This is a genomic window from Streptomyces sp. Da 82-17 (genome assembly GCF_046098215.1).
Classification (GTDB): domain Bacteria; phylum Actinomycetota; class Actinomycetes; order Streptomycetales; family Streptomycetaceae; genus Streptomyces.
The window spans coordinates 26,894-49,267 of record NZ_JBJURH010000001.1 but is presented as its reverse complement, the minus strand read 5'-3'; the positions used below and the strand labels follow the sequence as shown (position 1 = coordinate 49,267).

At 71.6% G+C, this 22,374-nt stretch carries 19 protein-coding genes; 14 read left to right on the top strand and 5 right to left on the bottom strand.

The annotated features are described in order from the left end of the window. The first annotated feature begins 218 nt into the window (after positions 1 to 218). The 9 genes from ACIDOF_RS00225 to mutM all read left to right on the top strand — a co-directional run bounded on the left by ACIDOF_RS00225 (position 219) and on the right by mutM (position 9,756). The gene (locus ACIDOF_RS00225) at positions 219 to 2,030 is read left to right on the top strand and encodes a DAK2 domain-containing protein (protein WP_409003521.1); all 1,812 of its coding nucleotides are present in this window, start codon (positions 219 to 221) and stop codon (positions 2,028 to 2,030) included. 169 nt (positions 2,031 to 2,199) lie between these two features. Then, positions 2,200 to 4,332 carry an ATP-dependent DNA helicase RecG gene (recG, locus tag ACIDOF_RS00220; RefSeq protein ID WP_409004001.1) on the top strand — a complete coding sequence of 711 codons (2,133 nt, stop codon included), beginning with the start codon at positions 2,200 to 2,202 and terminating at the stop codon, positions 4,330 to 4,332. A 73-nt stretch (positions 4,333 to 4,405) separates the two neighbouring features. After that, entirely contained in the window at positions 4,406 to 4,996 is a 591-nt protein-coding gene (gene rsmD / locus ACIDOF_RS00215; protein WP_409003520.1) for a 16S rRNA (guanine(966)-N(2))-methyltransferase RsmD, read from the top strand. Positions 4,997 to 5,031: 35 nt separating this feature from the next. Continuing rightward, positions 5,032 to 5,514, top strand: coding sequence for a pantetheine-phosphate adenylyltransferase (gene coaD, locus ACIDOF_RS00210; protein WP_409004000.1), 483 nt, complete (start codon positions 5,032 to 5,034; stop codon positions 5,512 to 5,514). A gap of 160 nt (positions 5,515 to 5,674) precedes the next feature. After that, on the top strand, positions 5,675 to 6,895 hold the full coding sequence (locus ACIDOF_RS00205) for a cell division initiation protein (protein ID WP_409003519.1): 1,221 nt from the start codon (positions 5,675 to 5,677) through the stop codon (positions 6,893 to 6,895). A gap of 173 nt (positions 6,896 to 7,068) precedes the next feature. After that, on the top strand, positions 7,069 to 7,722 hold the full coding sequence (locus tag ACIDOF_RS00200; RefSeq protein ID WP_409003999.1) for a YceD family protein: 654 nt from the start codon (positions 7,069 to 7,071) through the stop codon (positions 7,720 to 7,722). 2 nt (positions 7,723 to 7,724) lie between these two features. Beyond that, a complete protein-coding gene (rpmF, locus tag ACIDOF_RS00195) occupies positions 7,725 to 7,898 on the top strand; it encodes a 50S ribosomal protein L32 (RefSeq protein WP_030676011.1) in 174 nt (57 codons plus the stop codon). A gap of 7 nt (positions 7,899 to 7,905) precedes the next feature. Further along, a complete protein-coding gene (gene rnc / locus ACIDOF_RS00190; protein WP_409003518.1) occupies positions 7,906 to 8,733 on the top strand; it encodes a ribonuclease III in 828 nt (275 codons plus the stop codon). Positions 8,734 to 8,877: 144 nt separating this feature from the next. Continuing rightward, the gene (gene mutM, locus ACIDOF_RS00185; protein ID WP_409003998.1) at positions 8,878 to 9,756 is read left to right on the top strand and encodes a bifunctional DNA-formamidopyrimidine glycosylase/DNA-(apurinic or apyrimidinic site) lyase; all 879 of its coding nucleotides are present in this window, start codon (positions 8,878 to 8,880) and stop codon (positions 9,754 to 9,756) included. On the opposite strand, the gene ACIDOF_RS00180 is transcribed toward mutM, so the two are convergent. Beyond that, complete coding sequence (locus tag ACIDOF_RS00180; protein WP_409003517.1) at positions 9,753 to 10,646, bottom strand: CAP domain-containing protein; 894 nt, start codon at positions 10,644 to 10,646, stop codon at positions 9,753 to 9,755. The genes mutM and ACIDOF_RS00180 overlap by 4 nt on opposite strands. Positions 10,647 to 10,778: 132 nt before the next feature. Between ACIDOF_RS00180 and ACIDOF_RS00175 the strand changes: the two genes are divergently transcribed. The 4 genes from ACIDOF_RS00175 to ACIDOF_RS00160 all read left to right on the top strand — a co-directional run bounded on the left by ACIDOF_RS00175 (position 10,779) and on the right by ACIDOF_RS00160 (position 17,099). Continuing rightward, positions 10,779 to 11,060, top strand: coding sequence for an acylphosphatase (locus ACIDOF_RS00175; protein WP_409003516.1), 282 nt, complete (start codon positions 10,779 to 10,781; stop codon positions 11,058 to 11,060). Between the two features lie 378 nt (positions 11,061 to 11,438). Further along, on the top strand, positions 11,439 to 11,651 hold the full coding sequence (locus ACIDOF_RS00170) for a hypothetical protein (protein WP_409003515.1): 213 nt from the start codon (positions 11,439 to 11,441) through the stop codon (positions 11,649 to 11,651). A gap of 227 nt (positions 11,652 to 11,878) precedes the next feature. Beyond that, a complete protein-coding gene (gene smc, locus ACIDOF_RS00165; RefSeq protein WP_409003514.1) occupies positions 11,879 to 15,430 on the top strand; it encodes a chromosome segregation protein SMC in 3,552 nt (1,183 codons plus the stop codon). Between the two features lie 247 nt (positions 15,431 to 15,677). Continuing rightward, complete coding sequence (locus ACIDOF_RS00160) at positions 15,678 to 17,099, top strand: sugar porter family MFS transporter (protein WP_409003513.1); 1,422 nt, start codon at positions 15,678 to 15,680, stop codon at positions 17,097 to 17,099. 39 nt (positions 17,100 to 17,138) lie between these two features. On the opposite strand, the gene ACIDOF_RS00155 is transcribed toward ACIDOF_RS00160, so the two are convergent. The 3 genes from ACIDOF_RS00155 to ACIDOF_RS00145 form a co-directional block, all read right to left on the bottom strand. Continuing rightward, a complete protein-coding gene (locus ACIDOF_RS00155) occupies positions 17,139 to 18,122 on the bottom strand; it encodes an LLM class flavin-dependent oxidoreductase (protein ID WP_409003512.1) in 984 nt (327 codons plus the stop codon). Between the two features lie 124 nt (positions 18,123 to 18,246). Then, the gene (locus ACIDOF_RS00150; protein ID WP_409003511.1) at positions 18,247 to 19,731 is read right to left on the bottom strand and encodes a cytosine permease; all 1,485 of its coding nucleotides are present in this window, start codon (positions 19,729 to 19,731) and stop codon (positions 18,247 to 18,249) included. 93 nt (positions 19,732 to 19,824) lie between these two features. Then, the gene (locus ACIDOF_RS00145) at positions 19,825 to 19,974 is read right to left on the bottom strand and encodes a hypothetical protein (RefSeq protein WP_409003510.1); all 150 of its coding nucleotides are present in this window, start codon (positions 19,972 to 19,974) and stop codon (positions 19,825 to 19,827) included. A gap of 12 nt (positions 19,975 to 19,986) precedes the next feature. Here ACIDOF_RS00145 and ftsY point away from each other — a divergent pair, with 12 nt between their 5' ends. After that, entirely contained in the window at positions 19,987 to 21,216 is a 1,230-nt protein-coding gene (ftsY, locus tag ACIDOF_RS00140) for a signal recognition particle-docking protein FtsY (RefSeq protein ID WP_409003509.1), read from the top strand. A gap of 235 nt (positions 21,217 to 21,451) precedes the next feature. On the opposite strand, the gene ACIDOF_RS00135 is transcribed toward ftsY, so the two are convergent. Continuing rightward, complete coding sequence (locus ACIDOF_RS00135; RefSeq protein WP_409003508.1) at positions 21,452 to 22,108, bottom strand: bifunctional DNA primase/polymerase; 657 nt, start codon at positions 22,106 to 22,108, stop codon at positions 21,452 to 21,454. Positions 22,109 to 22,374: the final 266 nt, after the last annotated feature.

The window sequence follows — 22,374 nt, the reverse complement described above, 5'->3', positions numbered from 1 at the left end:
TCAGATGCACTTACGGTTAATCCCGGCATGCCGGGATCTAGTGATCTGATTGGCGTTGCCAGGGGGAAGGTCGGCCTGACTCTCGTCAGGCAACCGAAGCAGCATACAACGGCCGCTTCGGTACAACGAAACTACCATGACCGCCCGGGGGCCTGCCCCGGGCGGCCTCCGTACCGGGGGCTACGCTGCGAGACGATCCCTGAGCAAGGAGGCAGCCGGTGCCCCAGACCCCCGACGCCGAGGTGGTGCGCACCTGGTGCGGACTGGCGCTCCGCGCGCTGGGGAAGGCCCGCGAGGAGATCGACGCGATCAACGTCTACCCGGTCGCCGACGGGGACACCGGTACCAATCTGTACCTGACCGTGGAATCGGCCGCACGCGCGGTGGAGGCGGTTTTCGCGGCCCACGAGGCGGCCGGTTCCACCACCCGCCCCTCGCTCGCGGAGGCGGTACGCGCGCTGGCGCACGGCGCGCTCATCGGGGCCTGCGGCAACTCCGGCACGATCCTGGCGCAGCTGTTGCGGGGTACCTCTCAGGTACTGGCCGAGGCTGCGGGGGTCGAGGGCGCGGACAGTGGTGCGGTTCACAGCGGACCGGGCACGGAGGGCGCAGCGGGGGGTGCGGGTCTCGACGGTGCCGTTCTGCTGCGGCTGGCGCTGCGGCGGGCCGCCGAATCCGGCTACCGGGCGGTGGCGCATCCCGTCGAGGGCACCGTCCTGACCGTCGCCACCGCCGCCGCCGACGCGGCGCAGGGCGCGGCAGGGGACTGCACCGCGGTCGCGACCGCCGCGTACGAGGGCGCCGCCGCGGCCCTGGAGTCGACGCCGGAGCAGCTGGCCGTCCTCGGCCGCGCGGGCGTCGTCGACGCGGGCGGCCAGGGCCTGGTCGCGGTGCTCGGCGCCCTGGTGCAGACGCTCTCGGGGCGGGCGCCCGCGCAGTCGGTGGGCGGGGCCGGAATCGGGCAGCACGCGCGCGTGGAGGGTGCACGCCCGGAGCACGCGCGCGTGGAGCACGCCGAGCCGCTCGCCGCTGCGGCGGACGCCGGGCCCGACCCGCAGGACGCCGCCGCCGGTTCGGTCGACTGCGCGGGCGAGGCGGCGGGCGCGGGGCCCGCGTTCGAGGTGATCTACCTCCTCGAGGCGGACGACGCCGCCGTGGACCGCCTCCGCACCCGCCTCGACGGCCTCGGCGACTCCCTGGTCGTGGTCGGCGGCGACGGGCTGTGGAACGTCCACGTGCACGTCGACGACGCCGGCGCCGCGGTCGAGGCGGGCGTCGAGGCGGGACGCCCGTACCGGATCCGGATCACGCACTTCGGGGCGCAGGACGCGCACAGCGCCGGGCGCCCGAAGCAGCAGCGCGAGCGGGCCCAGCGCGCGATCGTGGCCGTCGTCCCCGGCGAGGGCCTGGCCGAGCTGTATGGGGAGGCCGGGGCGACGACGGTGCTCGCGCGGCCGGGCGAGCCCCCCGCGAGCGGCGAGCTGGTCGACGCGATCAGGCGGGCACACGCGCGCGAGGTGGTGCTTCTGCCCAACGACCCCGAGCTGCGGTACACGGCGGCCGCAGCGGCCGAGCAGGCTCGCGCCGAGGGCGTACGGGTCGCGCTGATCCCGACGCGCTGCGCGGTGCAGGGCATCGCGGCGCTCGCCGTGCACGAGCCGGACCGGCGCTTCGACGAGGACGTCGTCGGCATGACGTCGGCGGCCGGCGCGACCCGGTACGCCGAACTGGCCGTCGCGGAACGGCAGTCGTGGACCATGGCGGGCATCTGCCAGGCCGGCGACCTGCTCGGGCTGATCGACGGCGACGTCGCGGTGATCGGCGCCGACGTCACGGCCACGGCGGCCGCCGTGCTCGACCGGATGCTGTCGGCGGGCGGCGAGATGGTCACGCTCGTCCTCGGCGACGAGGTACCCGAAGAGGTCTCGGACGCCCTCGCGGAGCACGTACGCGAGCACCACCTCGCCGTCGACACGGTCGTGTACCGGGGCGGGCGGCGGTCGCCGTTGATGCTGATCGGCGTGGAGTAGCGGGGCCGCCGAGCAGCGGGGCTGCCGGGCGGGGAACGGGAGCGTCCGGTTCGGCGCGGCGGGTTGTCCACAGGCTGAGCGCGTTGTCGGTGGCGTGGTGTGCAATGGATTCGTGCCCGCGCTCGAAGAATCCCTCAAGAAGACGCTCGGCCCCGCCACCGCGAAGGTGATGGCCGAGCACCTCGACCTGCACACGGTCGGCGACCTCCTCCACCACTACCCCCGGCGGTACGCGGAGCGGGGCGAGCTGACCACGCTGTCCGACCTGCCCCTGGACGAACACGTCACGGTCGTCGCGCAGGTCGCGAGCGCCCGCGTCCTGAAGTTCAACAACGGCCGCGGGCAGCGCCTCGAAGTCACCATCACCGACGGCAGCGGCCAGCTCCAGCTGGTCTTCTTCGGCCGCGGCATCCACAAGCCGCACAAAGACCTGCTGCCCGGCACCCGCGCGATGTTCGCCGGCAAGGTCTCCGCGTTCAACCGCAAGCTCCAGCTCGCCCACCCGGCGTACCAACTCCTGCGCGGCGGCAGCGGAGCCGAGGCCGAGGACGCCGTCGAGTCCTGGGCCGGAGCGCTCATCCCGATCTACCCCGCCACCGCGAAGCTGGAGTCCTGGAAGATCGCCAAGGCGGTGGACGCGGTGCTGCCCAGCGCCCAGGACGCCGTCGACCCGCTGCCGCCCTCGCTGCGGCAGGGCCGGGGCCTCGTCCCGCTGCCCGAGGCGCTCCTGAAGATCCACCGGCCGCACTCGAAGGCGGACGTCGCCGACGCCAAGGACCGCCTCAAGTGGGACGAGGCCTTCGTCCTCCAAGTCGCCCTGGCCAGGCGCCGGTTCGCCGAGACGCAACTGCCCGCGGTGCCCCGCCGCCCCACGCCGGACGGCCTGCTCGACGCCTTCGACGCCAAGCTGCCCTTCACGCTCACCGACGGCCAACAGCGGGTCTCCAAGGAGATCTTCGACGACCTCGCGACCGAACACCCCATGCACAGACTGCTGCAGGGCGAGGTCGGCTCCGGCAAGACGATGGTGGCCCTGCGCGCCATGCTCGCCGTCGTGGACGCGGGCGGGCAGGCCGCCATGCTCGCCCCCACCGAAGTCCTCGCCCAGCAGCACCACCGCTCGATCACCGAAATGATGGGGGAGTTGGCCGAGGGAGGCATGCTGGGCGGCGCCGAGCACGCCACCAAGGTTGTCCTCCTCACCGGCTCCATGGGCGCCGCCGCCCGCCGCCAGGCCCTGCTCGACCTGGCCACGGCGGAAGCCGGCATCGTCATCGGCACGCACGCCCTGATCGAGGACAAGGTGCAGTTCCACGACCTCGGCCTGGTCGTCGTGGACGAGCAGCACCGCTTCGGCGTCGAGCAGCGCGACGCCCTGCGCGGCAAGGGCAAACAGCCGCCGCACCTCCTGGTGATGACGGCGACCCCGATTCCGCGCACGGTCGCGATGACGGTCTTCGGCGACCTGGAGACCTCCGTGCTCGACCAACTCCCCGCCGGACGCTCGCCGATCGCCACCCACGTCGTCCCCGCCGCCGACAAGCCGCACTTCCTGGCCCGCGCCTGGGAACGCGTCCGCGAGGAGGTCGAGAACGGCCACCAGGCGTACGTGGTGTGCCCCCGCATCGGGGACGACCTGGACGAGAAGTCGGCCAAGAAGAAGTCCGCCGAGGACGAGGCGGAGAAGCGCCCGCCGCTCGCCGTCGTCGAGGTCGCCGAGCAGCTCGCCGCGGGCCCGCTGAAGGGCCTGCGCGTCGAAGTGCTGCACGGCCGGATGGCTCCCGAGGACAAGGACGCGGTGATGCGCTCCTTCGCGGCGGGCGAGGTGGACGTCCTGGTGGCGACGACGGTCATCGAGGTCGGGGTGAACGTCCCGAACGCCACCGCCATGGTGATCATGGACGCCGACCGCTTCGGCGTCTCCCAGCTGCACCAGCTGCGCGGCCGCGTCGGCCGAGGCTCCGCCGCCGGGCTCTGTCTGCTCGTCTCCGAGATGCCCGAGGCCAGCCCCGCGCGCGCCCGCCTCGGCGCGGTCGCCGCCACGCTCGACGGCTTCGAGTTGTCCCGTATCGACCTCGAACAGCGGCGCGAGGGCGATGTGCTGGGCCAGGCGCAGTCCGGCGTGCGCTCCTCGCTGCGGGTCCTCGCGGTCATCGACGACGAGGAGATCATCGCCGAGGCCCGCGAGGAGGCCGTCCGGATCGTCTCCGCCGACCCGGAGCTCACCCGCCTCCCCGCGCTCCGCACGGCCCTGGACGCCCTCCTCGACAAGGACCGGGAGGAGTACCTGGACAAGGGCTGACAACCACCCCCGCCTATCGTGGAACCACCCCTTCCCCGACCCCTCCCCACCCCTCTGACCTCGAAGGACGCAGATGACCCGCGTGATCGCCGGCCGCGCCGGTGGACGCCGACTGGCCGTACCACCGGGCAACGGCACTCGGCCCACCTCCGACCGCGCGCGTGAGGGCCTGTTCTCCACCTGGCAGTCGCTCCTCGGCGGCCCCCTCGAAGGCGAGCGCGTCCTCGACCTGTACGCGGGCTCCGGCGCCGTCGGCCTCGAAGCCCTGTCGCGCGGCGCGGGCCACGCGCTCCTGGTCGAGACGGACGCCCGCGCGGTCCGCACGATCCGGGAGAACGTCAGGACGCTCGCCCTCCCCGGCGCCGAGGTGCGGGCCGGCAAGGCCGCGTCCGTCATCGCGGGCCCGCCCCCGCAGGAGCCGTACGACCTGGTGTTCCTCGACCCGCCGTACGCGGTGAGCGACGACGATCTTCGGGAGATCCTGCTCACACTCCGTGCCCAGGGCTGGCTCGCTGAGCAAGCGCTCATCACAGTGGAGCGCAGTACCAGAGGCGGGGAATTCGGCTGGCCGGACGGCTTCGAGGGGCTCAGGTCCCGGCGCTACGGCGAGGGCACGTTTTGGTACGGTCGCGCCGCCTCGACCAGCGAGGACACCACCTCATGAAGGCATCGTCAGGACCCGAGAGCGAGGGACTTCAGTTGCGCCGCGCCGTCTGTCCGGGGTCGTTCGACCCCATCACCAACGGACACCTCGACATCATCGCCCGCGCCTCCAAGCTCTACGACGTGGTCCACGTCGCGGTGATGATCAACCAGTCCAAGAAGGGCCTGTTCGAGATCGAGGAGCGGATCGAGCTGATCCGCCAGGTCACCGCCGAGTTCGGCAACGTCGAGGTGGAGGCCTTCCACGGCCTGCTCGTCGACTTCTGCAAGCAGCGCGACATCCCGGCGATCGTGAAGGGCCTGCGCGCCGTCAGCGACTTCGACTACGAGCTGCAGATGGCCCAGATGAACAACGGCCTGTCGGGCGTCGAGACCCTCTTCGTCCCCACCAACCCGACGTACAGCTTCCTCTCCTCCTCGCTGGTGAAGGAGGTCGCGGCCTGGGGCGGTGACGTCTCGCACCTCGTGCCGCCGCTCGTGCACACGGCCCTCAGCGAGCGCCTCGCCCACAAGAACTGACCACCCCCGCCCAGGACCTGGGCGGACGGTCCCGGACCGCCCCCGCACAGCTGACGTACCGTCAGTCGGTGTCGGTGGGACGGCCGCTGCCCTTACAGTCGCCTTGTCCGTCTCCCAACCGGGCAGAGACACCTAGCAGGCAGAGAGTGGCGAGCACACGGTGGACGTGCAGAAGAAGCTGGACGAGATCGTCGAAGCGGTCGCGGGCGCCAGGTCCATGCCGATGTCGGCCTCGTGCGTGGTCAACCGGGCCGAGCTGCTCGGTCGGCTCGAAGAGGTCCGCGAAGCCCTCCCCGGCTCCCTCGCCCAGGCCCAGCAGGTCATCGGCAGCGGCGAGCAGCTGGTCGAACAGGCCCGGCAGGAGGCCGACCGCATCATCGAGTCGGCCCGCGCCGAGCGCGGCTCGCTGATCTCCGACACCGCCGTCGCCCGCCAGTCCCAGGAAGAGGCCGACCGCATCCTCGCCAAGGCCCGTGCCGAGGCCGAGGAGATCCGCCAGGAGGCCGACGAGTACGTCGACTCCAAGCTCGCCAACTTCGAGGTCGTCCTCACCAAGACCCTCGGCTCGGTCGGCCGGGGCCGCGAGAAACTCCTCGGCACCGGCCAGGGCCTGGACGCCCAGGGGTACGAGGACCCGGACTTCACCGAGGCCCCCGAGCGCAGCCACGACCCGGAGACCCTGCGCCAGCGCGCGGACGCGTATGTGGACGTCAAGCTCGGCGCCTTCGAGGCCGTCCTGTCGAAGACCCTGGAGGCGGTCGGCCGTGGCCGGCAGAAGCTCCAGGGCCGCGTCGCCACCGACGACCTCGGCCACCTCGGCCCCGTAGACGAGCACGGCGGCCACCAGCACCTCGCCAGCGACGCCGACTACCTCGCGGACCTCGCCGAGCCCCGACTCCCGCAGCAGCAGCAACTGCCGGACCAGCTGAACCACCAGCCCCAGTCCCACCAGCCCCAGTCCCACCAGGTCCCGGACCAGCCCCAGCAGCACCCGCAGTACCAGCCGCCCCAGCCGCAGACCCCGCCCCCGCCGCCCCCGGCCGCCCCGGCCCCCGTCCCGGCGCAGCAGCAGTACGCCCCGCAGGACCCGTACGGCTACCAGCAGCCGGACCCGTACGCGTACCGGCAGGCGCCGCAGGAGTACGCGCAGCAGGATCCGTACGCGTACCAGCAGCAGGACCCGTACGGATATCAGCAGCCGGGGCAGCAGGACTTCGGGCCGCTCGGGTCCGCGCAGGGGATCTACCAGGACGGCGCGCAGCAGGCGGACCCGGCGCAGCAGCAGGCGCCCGCGCTCGACGAGACCAGCCTGTTCGACACGAGCATGATCAGCGTCGACCAGCTGCGGGAGTACGAGCAGGGGCGCGGCCCGGGGCAGTGAACGGCCGTGGCCAGCCAGGAGAGGGTGGATTGGGCCGACAGCGAAAGGTCCAGTATCCTGGCTCTTCGGTCGCGCGTGCGCTGCGTCGGTTTTCCACGCCCGCGACCCGGCTGGCCGCTCAGAACGCGGGGTCAGCCTCCCCGAGACTTCGATGATCGAAAGCAGGAAGAGCCCTGAACGCCCGCCTCGACCACCGCAACCCCCTCGTGTTCGACACACACGAGCTGGGTCGGCGTCCCGGTGCGCTCCAGCGGCTGACCCGCACGATCGACGCCCCCTCCGGAGACGCGATCTTCGGGATCCAGGGAGTCATCGGAGTGCCCGGCGGCGCTCCGGTCGAGCTCGAGCTGCGGCTCGAGTCCGTCATGGAAGGGGTGCTTGTCACAGGCACCGCCCGTGCACGGGTCGAGGGGGAGTGCGTAAGGTGTCTGGAGCCGCTGGAGCGTGAGCTCGAAGCGGACTTCCAGGAAATGTTCACGTACCCCGACGCCGACGACCGTGGCCGCAGCAAGCAGGCGGAACCGGCCGACGACGCCGAGGACGAGGACATGACCCCCCTCGAGGACGGACTCTTCGACCTCGAGCCCGTGCTGCGCGATGCGGTGGTGCTCGCACTGCCGATGCAGCCGGTGTGCCAGGACGACTGCCCGGGTCTGTGCGCCGAATGCGGTGTGCGGCTCGCTGACGACCCGGACCACCACCACGACGCCGTCGACATTCGTTGGGCGGCTTTGCAGGGACTCGCTGATTCGCTCCAGGACGGCGAGAAGGACGAGATGAGCGGCGCCGAAGCGGAAGCTGGCGTCGACGAGAAGCAGGAGAAGTAGCCGTGGCTGTTCCGAAGCGGAAGATGTCGCGCAGCAACACGCGCCACCGCCGGTCGCAGTGGAAGGCTGCGGTCACCCCCCTGGTTTCGTGTGAGCGTTGCCAGGAGCCGAAGCAGCAGCACATCGCGTGCCCGAGCTGCGGCACCTACAACAAGCGCCAGGTCCTCGAGGTCTGAGCGGCTGGTGAGAGGCACCGTGTCTAGCCACAAAACGGCGGATGCCGGCAAAACGGCGAACGCCAAGAAGCAGGCGGAGAACACGGCCTCGTCCCACACGCTTCTGGAAGGGCGGCTCGGGTACAAGCTCGAGTCCGCCCTTCTGGTGCGTGCACTGACCCACCGTTCCTACGCGTACGAGAACGGCGGCCTGCCGACGAACGAGCGCCTCGAGTTCCTCGGGGACTCCGTGCTCGGCCTCGTCGTCACGGACACGCTGTACCGCACCCACCCCGACCTGCCCGAAGGCCAACTGGCCAAGCTGCGGGCCGCGGTGGTCAATTCGCGTGCGCTGGCGGAGGTGGGCCGCGGGCTCGACCTCGGCGCCTTCATCCGGCTCGGCCGGGGCGAAGAGGGCACGGGCGGCCGGGACAAGGCATCGATTCTCGCCGACACCCTCGAAGCGGTGATCGGCGCCGTCTATCTCGACCAGGGCCTCGACGCGGCGTCCGAGCTGGTCCACCGGCTCTTCGACCCGCTGATCGAGAAGTCCTCCAACCTCGGCGCCGGACTGGACTGGAAGACCAGCCTCCAGGAGCTCACCGCGACGGAGGGCCTCGGCGTGCCCGAGTACCTCGTCTCGGAGACCGGCCCCGACCACGAGAAGACCTTCACCGCTGCCGCCCGCGTCGGAGGCGTCTCGTACGGCACCGGCACCGGTCGCAGCAAGAAGGAAGCGGAGCAGCAGGCCGCCGAGTCCGCCTGGCGCGCCATTCGCGCCGCCGCGGACGAGCGGGCCAAGGCGGCGGCCGAAGGGGCGGATGCCGACAGCGCCCCCGAATCGGCCAAGGCCTGACGCCCGAACCGAGCCGCGGGCCTTCCGCAGACAGGCTGTACGACGGCCCGTCCCGTGTCGCACGGGGCGGGCCGTCGGCCGTTGCATCCACACGTGTCGCCGACACGTATCGCCGTGCATCCGCACACGTACCGGGGAGGACCCGTGCCCGAACTGCCCGAGGTCGAAGTCGTCCGTCGCGGACTGGAGCGCTGGGTCTCCGGCCGCGTCGTCACCGACGTCGACGTGCTGCATCCGCGGGCCGTGCGCCGCCACCTCGCCGGCGGGCCCGACTTCGCCGCCCGGCTCAAGGGGCACGAGATCGGCGAGGCCCGGAGGCGCGGCAAGTACCTGTGGCTGCCGCTGGCCGACTCGCCGAACGCGATCCTGGCGCACCTCGGCATGAGCGGCCAGCTCCTGGTGCAGCCGGAGGACGCGCCGGACGAGAAGCACCTGCGGATCCGCGTCCGCTTCGACGACGACCTCGGCACCGAGCTGCGCTTCGTCGACCAGCGGACCTTCGGCGGGCTCTCCCTGCACGGCACCACCGCCGACGGCCTGCCCGACGTCATCGCGCACATCGCCCGCGACCCGCTCGACCCGGCCTTCGACGAGGAGGCCTTCCACCAGGGCCTGCGCCGCAGCCGTACGACGATCAAGCGGGCGCTGCTCAACCAGTCGCTGATCAGCGGCGTCGGCAACATCTACGCGGACGAGGCGCTCTGGCGCGCCAAGCTGCACTACGAGCGCCCCACGGCCACCTTCACGCGCCCCCGCACGACGGAACTCCTCGGCCACATCCGCGACGTCATGAACGCCGCGCTCGCCGTGGGCGGCACCAGCTTCGACAGCCTGTACGTGAACGTGAACGGCGAGTCCGGCTACTTCGAGCGGTCCCTCGACGCGTACGGGCGGGAGGACGAGCCCTGCCGGCGCTGCGGCACCCCGATGCGCCGCCGCCCGTGGATGAACCGGTCCAGCTACTTCTGCCCGCGCTGCCAGCGCCCGCCGCGGCCGGCGCGTCAGCGGCTCCGTACCTCTTAGAAGCCGAAGTCCTGGGTCCACCACGGGCCGCCCGACGCGAAGTGGGCGCCCACGCCGAGGGTCTTGTACTCGCAGTTCAGGATGTTCGCGCGGTGGCCCGGGCTGTTCATCCACGAGTCCATGACGGACTGGGCGTTCGCCTGGCCGCGGGCGATGTTCTCACCGCCGAGGTTGGACACACCGGCCTTCTCGGCGCGGTCCCACGGGGTGTTGCCGTCCGGGTCGGTGTGGTCGAAGAAGCCGCGCTCGGCCATGTCCTGGCTGAAGTCGGCGGCCAGGTCCGCGAGCGCGGGGTCGGCCTTGACCGGGCTGCAACCGGCCTGCGCGCGCTCCTGGTTGACCAGGGACAGCACCTCGGCCTCGGCGCCCTGGCCGTCGTCCGGGGACTGCGACGGCTTGGCCGGCACGGACGCCTCGGGCTTGGCGGGCGCCTCGGTCGTCGGCTCGGTGGTCTTCTTCTCCGTCGTACCGCCGGCCGGCGTGGACTTCTCGGGCGACGGGGTCTTCGACGGCTTCGCCGTACGGGACGGCGACGACGAGGTCTTCGACGGCTCGGGGCGCTCGGAGCCGCGGCTCGCGGGGCTCTCCGTACGGTCCGGGCTCTCGGTGGACTCGCCCTGCGTCGCCAGGTCGGACGGGCTGCTCGCCGACTGGACGCGGCTCGACCCGCTGTCGTCCCCGCCCGTGAAGGCGTCGCCGGGTATCAGCCCGGAGGCGACGGCCACGGCGCCCATCGCCACGGCGGCGGAGACACCGAGCAGGCCGGTGCGCACCGGCACGCCTGCCCGCTTCGCGCGGCGGTGCGAGTGCCCGGCGCCCGCGCGTGCGGGGTCCGCCGAGTGCTGCTCTTCGCCCGCGCCCGCGGCGCCGACGCGTCGGTGGCGTCCCATCTTCGTGGCCTTCCTGATCCCTGAGGTCCGTGTGACTCACCCGTACGAGTGAGGCCAAGCCTTCGCGACTGTACGTGAAGAGAATGTGGGGGCGAAGTGCCTCAGCGGCAATTGGCCGGTTAGCTTTCCCACATGAACGAAGAGGTACGGCTCACCGCCTGGGTACGCGGACGAGTACAGGGAGTGGGCTTTCGCTGGTTCACCAGGGCGAAGGCACTCGAGATAGGCGGACTGGTCGGCTTCGCCCTCAACCTGGCCGACGGCCGCGTACAGGTCGTCGCCGAGGGGACCCGTAAGGGATGTGACGCACTGCTCGACTGGCTTCGCGAGGGCGACACACCCGGCGAGGTCGCCGGAGTCACTGAGATCTGGGACACGCCCCGGGGCATCTACGACACCTTCGCCATCCGGTGAGGGAGGGCGGCGACCGGGCGTCCGGCGCGACGCCCGGGAGCCGCAGTTGCCGAAGTCGCGGACGGAAACGGCCTGGTGGTTGCCAATAAAGGCTTGTCGTGCCAGGCTGCGCGGATAAGAATGATCTCCACGCCCCCAGGGCCCCGAAGGAGAGCAGCGCCGCCCGTTCCCAGGCCGCGCGCCCCCGGGTCGCCCGCCAATACGGGGTGTGATCGTGTTGACCGTCAAACTTTTTGGTGAGACTCTGGAAGTCCCCGCGCACCCTAGCTGTTTGGCATGTGGGAACGCAGTAAAAACATGCAGTGCCATTCACCGCGGGTGCTTCCCTCACGACCCACACCGATTCGGTCGGTCACTCAGTGTGGAGGACCATCCATCATGGCAAAGGCGCTTCTCGGTTACGTCGGCGGCTCCGACCCGCGACTCCTCGCCGAGATGCGACGGCTCCAGCAGCGTGTCCAGGACCTGGAATCCGAGCTCGTGCGGATCCAGGCCGAGAACGACGCGCTGTCCACTGCTGCCGCTTCTCACGAAGGCGACTCGTTCCTGGAGAGCATCGACGTACCCCAGGCGGAGCCTGCGCTGACCTGAGCTGCTGCCGCGTGAGGCATCACTCGGGGCTGCCCGTGTCAGCCGCTTGAGAAGATCTGCAAGGGACGCTTCGGCGTCCCTTTTTCTTTGCCCTGTCCCCAGCCCCCTTCGTTTTCCCCTCAACGTCTGATGTGCCCTGCACCTTCCGCGGTGAAACCGCGCGTTCATGCTCTGAGACGCGGCGGTTCATGGAGTCGGGGCGAGCCCGAAAGGTAAAGTCCGGCGGCGTGCACCTCAAGGCCCTGACCCTGCGCGGGTTCAAATCCTTCGCCTCGGCGACCACACTGCGCTTCGAGCCGGGCATCACGTGCGTCGTCGGACCGAACGGATCCGGCAAGTCGAACGTGGTGGACGCGCTCAGCTGGGTCATGGGCGAGCAGGGCGCCAAGTCGCTGCGCGGCGGGAAGATGGAGGACGTCATCTTCGCCGGCACCACCGGGCGGCCCCCGCTCGGCCGGGCCGAGGTGTCGCTGACCATCGACAACTCCGACGGCGTGCTGCCCATCGAGTACGCCGAGGTCACCATCACGCGGATCATGTTCCGCAACGGCGGCAGCGAGTACCAGATCAACGGGGACACCTGCCGACTCCTCGACATCCAGGAGCTGTTGTCCGACTCCGGCATCGGCCGCGAGATGCACGTGATCGTCGGACAGGGCCAGCTCGACTCCGTACTGCACGCCGATCCGATGGGCCGCCGCGCCTTCATCGAGGAGGCCGCCGGTGTGCTCAAGCACCGCAAGCGCAAGGAGAAGGCGCTGCGGAAGCTGGACGCGATGCAGGCCAACCTCGCGCGTGTGCAGGACCTCACCGACGAGCTGCGCAGGCAGCTCAAGCCCCTCGGCCGGCAGGCCGCGGTCGCCCGGCGGGCCGCGGTCATCCAGGCCGACCTGCGCGACGCCCGCCTGCGGCTGCTCGCCGACGACCTGGTCACGCTGCGGGAGGCGCTGCGCACCGAGGTCGCCGACGAGGCGGAGCTGAAGCGGCGCAAGGAGGAGGCCGAGACGCGGCTCAAGGCGGCGCTCGCGCGGGAGGCCGAGCTGGAGGGCGAGGTGCGCCGGCTCGCCCCGCGCCTGCAGCGGGCCCAGCAGACCTGGTACGAGCTGTCCCAGCTGGCCGAGCGGGTGCGCGGCACGATCTCGCTCGCCGACGCCCGCGTGAAGAGCGCGACCTCCGCGCCCGCCGAGGAGCGCCGCGGCCGCGACCCGGAGGACATGGAGCGCGAGGCCGCCCGGATCCGCGAGCAGGAGGCCGAGTTGGAGGCCGCGCTCGAGGCGGCCGAGCGGGCCCTGGAGGACACCGTCGCCCACCGGTCCGAGCTGGAGCGGGAGTTGGCGCGCGAGGAGGCCCGCCTCAAGGACGTGGCGCGGGCGATCGCCGACCGCCGTGAGGGTCTCGCGCGCCTCAACGGTCAGGTCAACGCGGCCCGCAGCAGGGCCGCTTCGGCGCAGGCCGAGATCGACCGGCTGGCGGCGGCGCGGGACGAGGCGCAGGAGCGGGCGGCCGCGGCTCAGGAGGAGTACGAGCAGCTCAAGGCGGAGGTGGACGGCCTCGACGCCGACGACTCCGAGCTCGGCGAGCGGCACGACACCGCGAAGCGGGACCTCGCCGACGCCGAGGCGGCGCTGACGGCGGCCCGGGAGGCGGCCACGGCGGCGGAGCGGAAGCGGGCGGCGACGGCGGCCCGGCACGAGGCGCTGGCCCTGGGCCTGCGGCGCAAGGACGGTACGGGCGCCCTGCTCGCGGCGAAGGAACAGCTCACCGGACTGCTCGGCCCGGCCTCCGAACTCCTCACCGTGACACCGGGGTTCGAGGTGCCGGTGGCCGCGGCGCTCGGGGCGGCGGCCGACGCGGTCGCCGTGTCCACCCCGGCGACGGCCGCCGAGGCGATCCGGCTGCTCCGCAAGCAGGACGCGGGCCGCGCGGCCGTCCTGCTCGGCGGCGCCCCCGACGACGTACCGGAGAAGCAGTACGAAGGGGCGCCGTTCGCGGCTGAACTGGTGCGCGGGCCCGAGGAGTTGATGCCCGCGGTGCGGCGGTTGCTGCGCGGGGTCGTCGTGGTCGGCACGCTGGAGGACGCCGAGGATCTGGTCTACGCGCGGCCCGAGTTGACCGCTGTGACCGCCGAAGGCGACCTGCTCGGGGCGCACTTCGCGCAGGGCGGGTCGGCCGGGGCGCCGAGCCTGATCGAGGTGCAGGCGTCGGTGGACGAGGCGGCGGCCGAGCTGGAGGAGCTCGGCTTGCGGTGCGAGGCGCTGGCCGAGGAGCAGGACCGGGCGTTGGAGCGGCGGCGTGCCTGTGCCGCGCTTGTCGAGGAGTTGGGGGAGCGGCGGCGGGCCGCGGACCGGGAGAAGTCGGCGGTGTCGCAGCAGCTCGGCCGGCTCGCCGGGCAGGCGCGTGGTGCGGCGGGCGAGGCCGAGCGGTCGGTCGCGGCGGCGGCCCGCGCGCAGGAGGCCCTGGACCGGGCCCTCGAAGAGGTCGAGGAACTGGCCGAACGGCTCGCCGTGGCCGAGGAGTTGCCGGTCGAGGAGGAGCCCGACACGTCCGTACGGGACCGGCTGGCCGCGGACGGGGCGAATGCGCGGCAGACCGAGATGGAGGCGCGGCTGCAGGCGCGGACGCACGAGGAGCGGGTGAAGGGGCTCGCTGGACGCGCCGACGGCCTGGACCGGGCGGCGCGCGCGGAGCGCGAGGCACGGGCGCGGGCCGAACAGCGCAAGGCGCGGCTGCGGCGTGAGGCGGCGGTCGCGGCGGCGGTCGGTTCGGGTGCCCGGCAGCTCCTTGCGCACGTGGAGGTGTCCGTCGTACGGGCCGAGGAGGAGCGGGTCGCGGCCGAGGCGGCCAAGGCGGAGCGGGAGCGGGAGCTGGCGGCGGAGCGGAACGCCGGCCGGGACCTGAAGGCCGAGCTCGACAAGCTGACGGACTCGGTGCACCGGGGCGAGGTGCTCGGCGCCGAGAAGCGGATGCGGATCGAGCAGTTGGAGACCAAGGCGCTGGAGGAGCTGGGCGTGGAGCCCGCGGGGCTGGTCGCGGACTACGGCCCCGACCAGCCCGTGCCGCCGTCGCCGCCGGCCGAGGGCGAGGAGCTGCCCGAGGATCCGGACCATCCGCGGAACCGGCCGACGGCGTATGTGCGGGCCGAGCAGGAGAAGCGGCTCAAGGCGGCCGAGCGGGCCTACCAGCAGCTCGGCAAGGTGAACCCGCTGGCGCTCGAGGAGTTCGCGGCGCTCGAGGAGCGGCACAAGTTCCTGAGCGAGCAGCTGGAGGACCTGAAGAAGACCCGGGCCGATCTGCTTCAAGTGGTGAAGGAGGTCGACGAGCGGGTCGAGCAGGTCTTCACCGAGGCGTACCACGACACGGCGCGGGAGTTCGAGGGCGTCTTCTCGCGGCTCTTCCCGGGCGGTGAGGGGCGGCTGATCCTGACGGACCCGGACAACATGCTCACCACGGGCGTCGACGTCGAGGCGCGGCCGCCGGGCAAGAAGGTGAAGCGGCTCAGTCTGCTGTCCGGCGGCGAGCGGTCGCTGACGGCCGTGGCGATGCTCGTGTCGATCTTCAAGGCGCGGCCCAGCCCGTTCTACGTGATGGACGAGGTCGAGGCGGCGCTCGACGACACCAATCTGCAGCGGCTCATCCGGATCATGCAGGAGCTGCAGGAGTCCTCGCAGCTGATCGTGATCACGCATCAGAAGCGGACCATGGAGGTCGCGGACGCGCTGTACGGCGTATCGATGCAGGGCGACGGCGTCTCGAAGGTGATCAGTCAGCGGCTGAGCTGAGCCGCCGCCGCCCGCACGGGCTGACCGATCCGCCCGATTCCCCCTTTGTAAGTTCAACCCTTGAACTTGAAGTGATCTCGCATGCTTAAAAACTCATAGCTCTGCACCTATTGACTTCGAAACTTGAAGGCATAGTCTCTGCAACGTTGTTTTTACCTTCAAGTGGTGAGCGGCCTGAAGTTGTGCGCCACTGGAAGGTGCCTCTACCCCCACCCCGGCGCTGTGGCCGGTGGCCCGAGGAGTACACGTGACGAGCACATCGCAGGCCCCGCAGGCGGCCAGAAGTCCGCAGCCGGACCATCTCGGCCATGTCATCTTCATTACGGCGGCGGCCGCGATGGGCGGCTTCCTGTTCGGCTACGACAGTTCCGTGATCAACGGAGCGACCGTGGCCATCCAGCACCGGTTCGACGTCGACGCGAACATGCTCGGCTGGATCATCGCCACCGCCCTGCTCGGCTGCGCCCTCGGCGCCGCCATCGCCGGCCGGATCGCCGACCGCATCGGCCGTATCCGCTGCATGCAGATCGCCGCGGTGCTGTTCGCCGCGAGCTCCGTCGGCTCCGCCCTGCCGTTCGCCGCCTGGGACCTGACGCTGTGGCGCCTCGTCGGCGGCATCGGCATCGGCATGGCCTCCGTGATCGGCCCGGCCTACATCGCCGAGGTCGCCCCGCCCGCGTACCGCGGCCGGCTCGCCTCGTTCCAGCAGGCCGCGATCGTCATCGGCATCGCCGTCTCGCAGCTGGTCAACTGGGGCATCCTCAACATGGCCGACGGTGACCAGCGCGGTGAGCTCGCCGGGCTCGAGGCCTGGCAGTGGATGCTCGGCGTGATGCTCGTCCCCGCCGTCCTCTACGGACTGCTCTCCTTCGCGATCCCCGAGTCGCCGCGCTACCTGATCTCGGTCGGCCGCCTCGCCGACGCCAAGAAGGTGCTGACCGAGGTCGAGGGCACCGGCATCGACGCGGACGCGCGCGCCGCCGAGATCGAGGACGCGATGCGCCGCGAGCACAAGCCGACCTTCAAGGACCTGCTCGGCAAGGTGGGCTTCCTGCCCATCGTGTGGGTCGGCATCGGGCTCTCGGTGTTCCAGCAGCTCGTCGGCATCAACGTGATCTTCTACTACTCGAACCAGCTGTGGCAGTCGATCGGGCACGACCCGACCAGCTCGTTCCTGTACTCGTTCGAGACGTCGATCGTGAACATCGTCGGCACGGTCATCGCGATGATCTTCGTCGACCGGATCGGCCGCAAGCCGCTGGCGCTCATCGGCTCCGCCGGCATGGCGATCGCCCTGTTCACCATGGCCTGGGCGTTCTCGTACCGGTCCGGCTCCGGCGACAACGTCTCGCTGCCGGACACGCAGGGCATCGTGGCGCTCGTCGCCGCCAACGCCTTCGTCCTCTTCTTCGCGCTCTCCTGGGGCGTCGTGGTCTGGGTGCTGCTCGGTGAGATCTTCCCCGGCCGGATCCGCGCCGCCGCGCTCGGTGTGGCCGCGTCCGCGCAGTGGCTCGCCAACTTCGCGATCACCAAGACCTTCCCGAGCATGTCCGAGTGGTCGCTGACCGGCTCGTACGTCATCTACGGCGCGTTCGCCGCGCTGTCGATCCCCTTCGTCCTCAAGTTCGTGCGGGAGACGAAGGGCAAGACCCTGGAGGAGATGGGCTAAAACCCCGCTGCCCTCTCTCCAGTCCGGTCGTGCCCCGGCTCAGTCCTTGAGCCGGGGCATGACCCTTTCCGCGAACAGGTGCAGGGAGCGCCAGCCCTCGTCGAGCGGCATGCCGCCGCACAGCGGGTGCAGGATCAGGCTGTCGGGGCCGCCGCTCTCGCTCAGGGCCACGCACTCGTCGGGGGTGAGCACCCGGTACACGCCCTCGGCCCGCAGCTCCGCCACGCTGCCCGCCCCCGAGCGGACCGCCGAGGTGATGTCCTTCGACTGCCAGGAGGCGTACGTCCGCGCCTCGTGCAGGAAGTGCTCCCCGTACTCGGCCCACGTGCGGTCCGGGTCCTCCGAGATGTGCAGCAGCGGTGTCTCGGCGCCCGGCATCATCGTCCAGCCCTCGGTGCCGTACTCCCGCAGCTTCTCCTGGTAGTACGCGTCCAGGTCCGGCAGGTGCGCGCTCGGGAAGAACGGCAGGCCGAGCCGGGCCGCCCGCCGCGCCGCGGGCCTCGACGAACCGCCGACGAGCAGCAGCGGGTGGGGCTGCGTGTACGGCCGGGGCGTGACCCGGACCGTGCGGCCGCGGAACTCGAAGGGCTCGCCGGTCCACGCCTTGAGCAGCGTCTCCAGGAGCTCGTCCTGCAGCGCCCCGCGCCGCGCCCAGTCCACGCCGAACGCCGCGTACTCCTCGGGCCGGTAGCCGATCCCGGCGACGGTCACCAGGCGGCCGCCGCTCAGCAGGTCCAGTACGGCGATCTCCTCCGCGAGCCGCAGCGGATCGTGCAGCGGGCCGATGATCGCCGACACGGTCACCGCAATGCGCCGCGTCGCCCCGAACACCGCCCCCGCGAACGCGAACGGCGACGGCAGCCAGCCGTTCGCGGCGCCGTGGTGCTCCTCGGTCTGGACGGTGGTCAGGCCCCGGTCGTCGGCGTACGCGGCCATCTCGACGGCGGCGCGGTAGCGGGCGGAGAGCGACTCGGGCGTCGCCGCGGGGTCGACCAGATTGAAACGTACGACGGTGACGGCCATGACAGACGACGTCCCCCTTCACCGGGAACACGGCAGCGGATCCGTGGACCTTGCGAAGGGGGACGGTAGTTGACGGGGCGTCAGATGGACAGGGGTCGGGTCGCGCCGGGTCGGCCGGGTCGGGTCAGACGGACACCGACGCCTGCTCCTGCCCCCGCTCCTCGGCGGCCGAAGTGCCCGCGGGCGCGGGGGACTTGGTGCGCGGCAGCACCGCGTACAGCAGCGCCGAGACCGCGATGCCGGTCAGCCAGCCCAGGCCGTGCTTGCCGATCCAGGACGAGGCGAGCGGGCCCGCGAACCAGTCGACCTTGGTGAACAGCAGACCCGTGACCAGGGCGACGGCCCACGCCGTCATGGCCTGCCAGGCGAAGCCCGCGCGGTACCAGTACGCCGAGGTGCGCGTGGTGTCGAGCAGCGCCTCGCCGTCGTACGACGTGCGGCGCAGCATGTCGACGCCGAAGACGCCGATCCAGGCCGAGAACGCCACCGCGAGCAGCGTCAGGAACGAGATGAACGAGCCGATGAAGCTGGTCGCCACCACCATCAGGAGGAAGCCGAAGACCAGGCTGATCACCGCGTTCACGCTGACCGCCGCGGCGCGCGGCACCTTGATGCCGAGGGTCTGCGCGGTGAAGCCCGCCGAGTACATCGACATCGAGTTGATGAGCAGCATGCCGACCAGCGCGATCAGCAGGTACGGCACCGCGATCCAGGTCGGAAGCAGCTCGCCGATGAACGCCACCGGGTCCTGCGCGCTCGCCAGGTTCGGCGTCGACACCGCCATCACGGCGCCCATCAGGACCATCGGCAGGACGACGATCCCGGCGCCGCCGATCGTCGTGCCGACCAGCTTCTTCGACGAGGCCGTACGCGGCAGGTAGCGCGTGAAGTCCGGGCCCGACGGCACCCAGCTGATGCCGCCCGCGCCGATCATGCCGATGCCGGCGACCACCATCGCGGCCGACCCCGCGGGCTTGTCGAGGACGGCCGCCCAGTCCGTCTCGACGACCAGATAGCCGAGCACGAGCACGCTGAACGCACCGAACAGATACGTCGACCACTTGCTGCACACCCGCAGCGCGTTGATGCCGAGCCCCGACACCAGGAACGTGCCGGTCACGAAGAGCAGCAGCGTCACCACGATCAGGACGGTGTTGGACTTCACACCGAAGAGCAGGTCGAGCACGGTGAGGATCGCGTACGCGCCCGTCACCGCGTTGATCGTCTCCCAGCCCCAGCGGGCCACCCAGATCAGCGAGCCGGGGAAGAGGTTGCCGCGCTGCCCGAACACCGCCCGGGACAGCGCCATGCCGGGGGCGCCGCCGCGCTTGCCCGCGATCGAGATGACACCCACGATCCCGTACGAGACGATCGGGGCGACCGCCGCGACCAGCAGGACCTGCCAGATGTTCAGGCCGTTGAAGACGACCAGGCCCGCGCCCATGGTGAGCAGCAGCACACTGATGTTGGCGGCGACCCAGGTCGGGAACAGCTCGCGGACCCTGCCGGTGCGCTCGCTGTCGGGGACCGGTTCGAGGCCACGGGTCTCTATCGCGCTCTCGATCTCGGTGACGGCGGCCTCGGCCGAGGCGGTGGGGGACGCGGGCATGCAGCAGCTCCGTGGGGGAGGGGAGGGGGAACCGCAACTATCGTACGTTCGCCCTAAAAATGGCAAATAGGGCCCAAGGTCCCTTGGTCGAAGCTACGAGCCGAAGCCGTGTCCGTACGCGCTGCGGAAGCCGTGTCCGTACGCCGTGCGGAAGCCGTGTCCGTACGCCGTGCGGAAGCCGTGTCCATACGCGGTGTGGGCGCCCGAGTGCGCTCCCGCACGCGCGCCGGGGGTCTCCCGCATACTGGCAGGGTTATGGACATCCTCATCCTTGCCGTAGTCATCGCCGTCGTCGCGATCGGCGCGATCGCCGGGCTGGTGGTGAGCGGCCGCAAGAAGAAGCAGCTGCCCCCGTCGGCCCCGACGAGCACGCCGACCATCACTGCACCCCCGGCCGAGCCGCACGTCGGCGAAGAGGCCGAGGAGCCGCACGAAGAACCGCGCCGCACCATCGAGGAGGTCGAACTCCCCGAGGCGCAGGCGCCCGCCCCCGCACCCGAAGCACCGGTCGAAGAGGCCGAGCCCGTCGAGGCGCCCGCGATCGAGGTGCCCGAGCCGACCGAGGGCCGCCTGGTCCGGCTGCGCGCCCGCCTGGCCCGCTCGCAGAACTCGCTCGGCAAGGGCCTGCTGACCCTGCTGTCCCGCGAGCACCTCGACGAGGACACCTGGGAGGAGATCGAGGACACCCTCCTCACCGCCGACGTCGGCGTCGCCCCCACGCAGGAGCTGGTGGAGCGGCTCCGGGAACGCGTCAAGGTGCTCGGCACCCGTACGCCGGAGGAGCTGCGCGGCCTGCTGCGCGAGGAGCTGCTCACGCTGGTCGGCCCCGACCTGGACCGCGCCGTGAAGACGGAGACCGGGCACGAGGCGGGCGGCGTCCCGGGTGTCGTCATGGTCGTCGGCGTCAACGGCACCGGCAAGACCACCACCACGGGCAAGCTCGCCCGCGTCCTCGTCGCCGACGGCCGTACGGTCGTGCTCGGCGCCGCCGACACCTTCCGCGCCGCCGCCGCCGACCAGCTGCAGACCTGGGGCGAGCGCGTGGGCGCGTACACCGTGCGCGGGCCCGAGGGCGGCGACCCCGCCTCCGTCGCGTTCGACGCGGTGAAGGAGGGCAAGGAGATGGGCGTCGACGTGGTGCTCATCGACACCGCTGGGCGGCTGCACACCAAGACCGGGCTCATGGACGAGCTCGGCAAGGTCAAGCGGGTCGTGGAGAAGCACGGGCCGGTCGACGAGGTGCTGCTCGTCCTCGACGCGACGACCGGGCAGAACGGTCTGGTCCAGGCGCGGGTGTTCGCCGAGGTGGTCGACATCACGGGCATCGTGCTGACGAAGCTGGACGGTACGGCGAAGGGCGGCATCGTCGTCGCCGTGCAGCGGGAGCTGGGGGTGCCGGTGAAGCTGGTCGGGCTCGGGGAGGGCGCGGACGACCTGGCTCCGTTCGAGCCGGAGGCGTTCGTGGACGCGCTCATCGGGGAGTGACCGGGGTTTTGGGGTGACGGGAGGTTCCCGTCGCGCCTGTTTTCGGCCGGGGTTCGGACAGCTGAGGTTGTCCGGGCCTCGGTCTTTTTCTTCCCCTCCCCGCCCCTTCCCGAAAGTCCTGCGGACGGCTCGGGGGCTCCGCCCCCTGGCCCCCTGGGGCGGTTGTTTTTCGGGTGCGGCGTCGTCGTGGCTGGGCGCGCAGTTCCCCGCGCCCCTCAGTGCGGGGTGGGAGGGGTTAAACGCGGGAGCGGTGGCTTACGTAGGCCAGGGTGCCGAGGAGGAGGCGGGCCTGTGGGGGGTTGGTGGCCGAGTCCAGCGCGGGGGCGCGGAGCCAGCGGGTGCGGTTCGACGGCGGGGCCGTGATGTGCTCGCCGGGCCCGAGTGCGCGCAGGTCCAGGTCGGCGTCGTCCCAGCCCAGCCGGTAGAGCAGCGCGGGGAGTTCGGCCGCGGCGCCCGGGGCGACCAGGAACTGGGCGCGGCCCGAGGGCGTCACCGTGACCGGGCCGAGCGGGATGCCCATGCGCTCCATGCGGACCAGGGCCCGGCGGCCGGCGGCCTCCGCCACGTCCAGTACGTCGAAGGTGCGCCCCGTCGGCAGCAGCACCGCGGCGCCGGGGAACTCGCCCCAGGCGCGGGTGACCTCCTTCAGCGTCGCGCCGCCGGGGATGCACGCCGCGAAGTCCAAGGGGTGCGCGCCCGGTGCCGGGCAGTCGGCCTTGCCGCAGGAGCACTGGCCGTCGGCGGCGCGGGCGCCGGGGGCGACGTCCCAGCCCCACAGCCCCGTGAACTCCGCCACCGCAGTGCAGTCGGACGCCCGCCCGCGGCGCCGTGAACCGGTGCGCACAGGCCGGATTTCGCGGATGCCCCGGCTACCGCCGATCGTGAAGCCCATGCCCCCTCCAACGGGTCCGACGCGTCGCTGGTTACGAAGCGGAGTGGAACTGCGACGCTGAGTCGCCGCCGGTTCGTCCCGTGAACTCCCTTGTTCCGCTTGGTCGTTGTGCGATGGTGCAAGGGCTGACACGGGGGTGGTGCGGGCGGAAGGATGCGCCCCGGCGCACACCGTTCCGCCTGCTCCCGGTTGTTCGAAGTCAAGTCAATCGTGTGGAGCGGTCCTTGAGTTCATTCAAAGGGGTGGCGAATGGTGGCGATTCTGAG

Excerpts from the sequence above, each read along its gene's own strand:
- ACIDOF_RS00155 (WP_409003512.1), bottom strand. The coding sequence starts at position 18,122 with ATGGCCGTCACCGTCGTACGTTTCAATCTGGTCGACCCCGCGGCGACG.
- recG (WP_409004001.1), top strand. The coding sequence starts at position 2,200 with ATGGCCGAGCACCTCGACCTGCACACGGTCGGCGACCTCCTCCACCAC.
- ACIDOF_RS00180 (WP_409003517.1), bottom strand. The coding sequence starts at position 10,646 with ATGGGACGCCACCGACGCGTCGGCGCCGCGGGCGCGGGCGAAGAGCAG.
- ACIDOF_RS00135 (WP_409003508.1), bottom strand. The coding sequence starts at position 22,108 with ATGGGCTTCACGATCGGCGGTAGCCGGGGCATCCGCGAAATCCGGCCT.
- ACIDOF_RS00170 (WP_409003515.1), top strand. The coding sequence starts at position 11,439 with ATGGCAAAGGCGCTTCTCGGTTACGTCGGCGGCTCCGACCCGCGACTC.
- ACIDOF_RS00175 (WP_409003516.1), top strand. The coding sequence starts at position 10,779 with ATGAACGAAGAGGTACGGCTCACCGCCTGGGTACGCGGACGAGTACAG.
- ftsY (WP_409003509.1), top strand. The coding sequence starts at position 19,987 with ATGGACATCCTCATCCTTGCCGTAGTCATCGCCGTCGTCGCGATCGGC.
- ACIDOF_RS00145 (WP_409003510.1), bottom strand. The coding sequence starts at position 19,974 with ATGCGGGAGACCCCCGGCGCGCGTGCGGGAGCGCACTCGGGCGCCCAC.
- ACIDOF_RS00150 (WP_409003511.1), bottom strand. The coding sequence starts at position 19,731 with ATGCCCGCGTCCCCCACCGCCTCGGCCGAGGCCGCCGTCACCGAGATC.
- rsmD (WP_409003520.1), top strand. The coding sequence starts at position 4,406 with ATGACCCGCGTGATCGCCGGCCGCGCCGGTGGACGCCGACTGGCCGTA.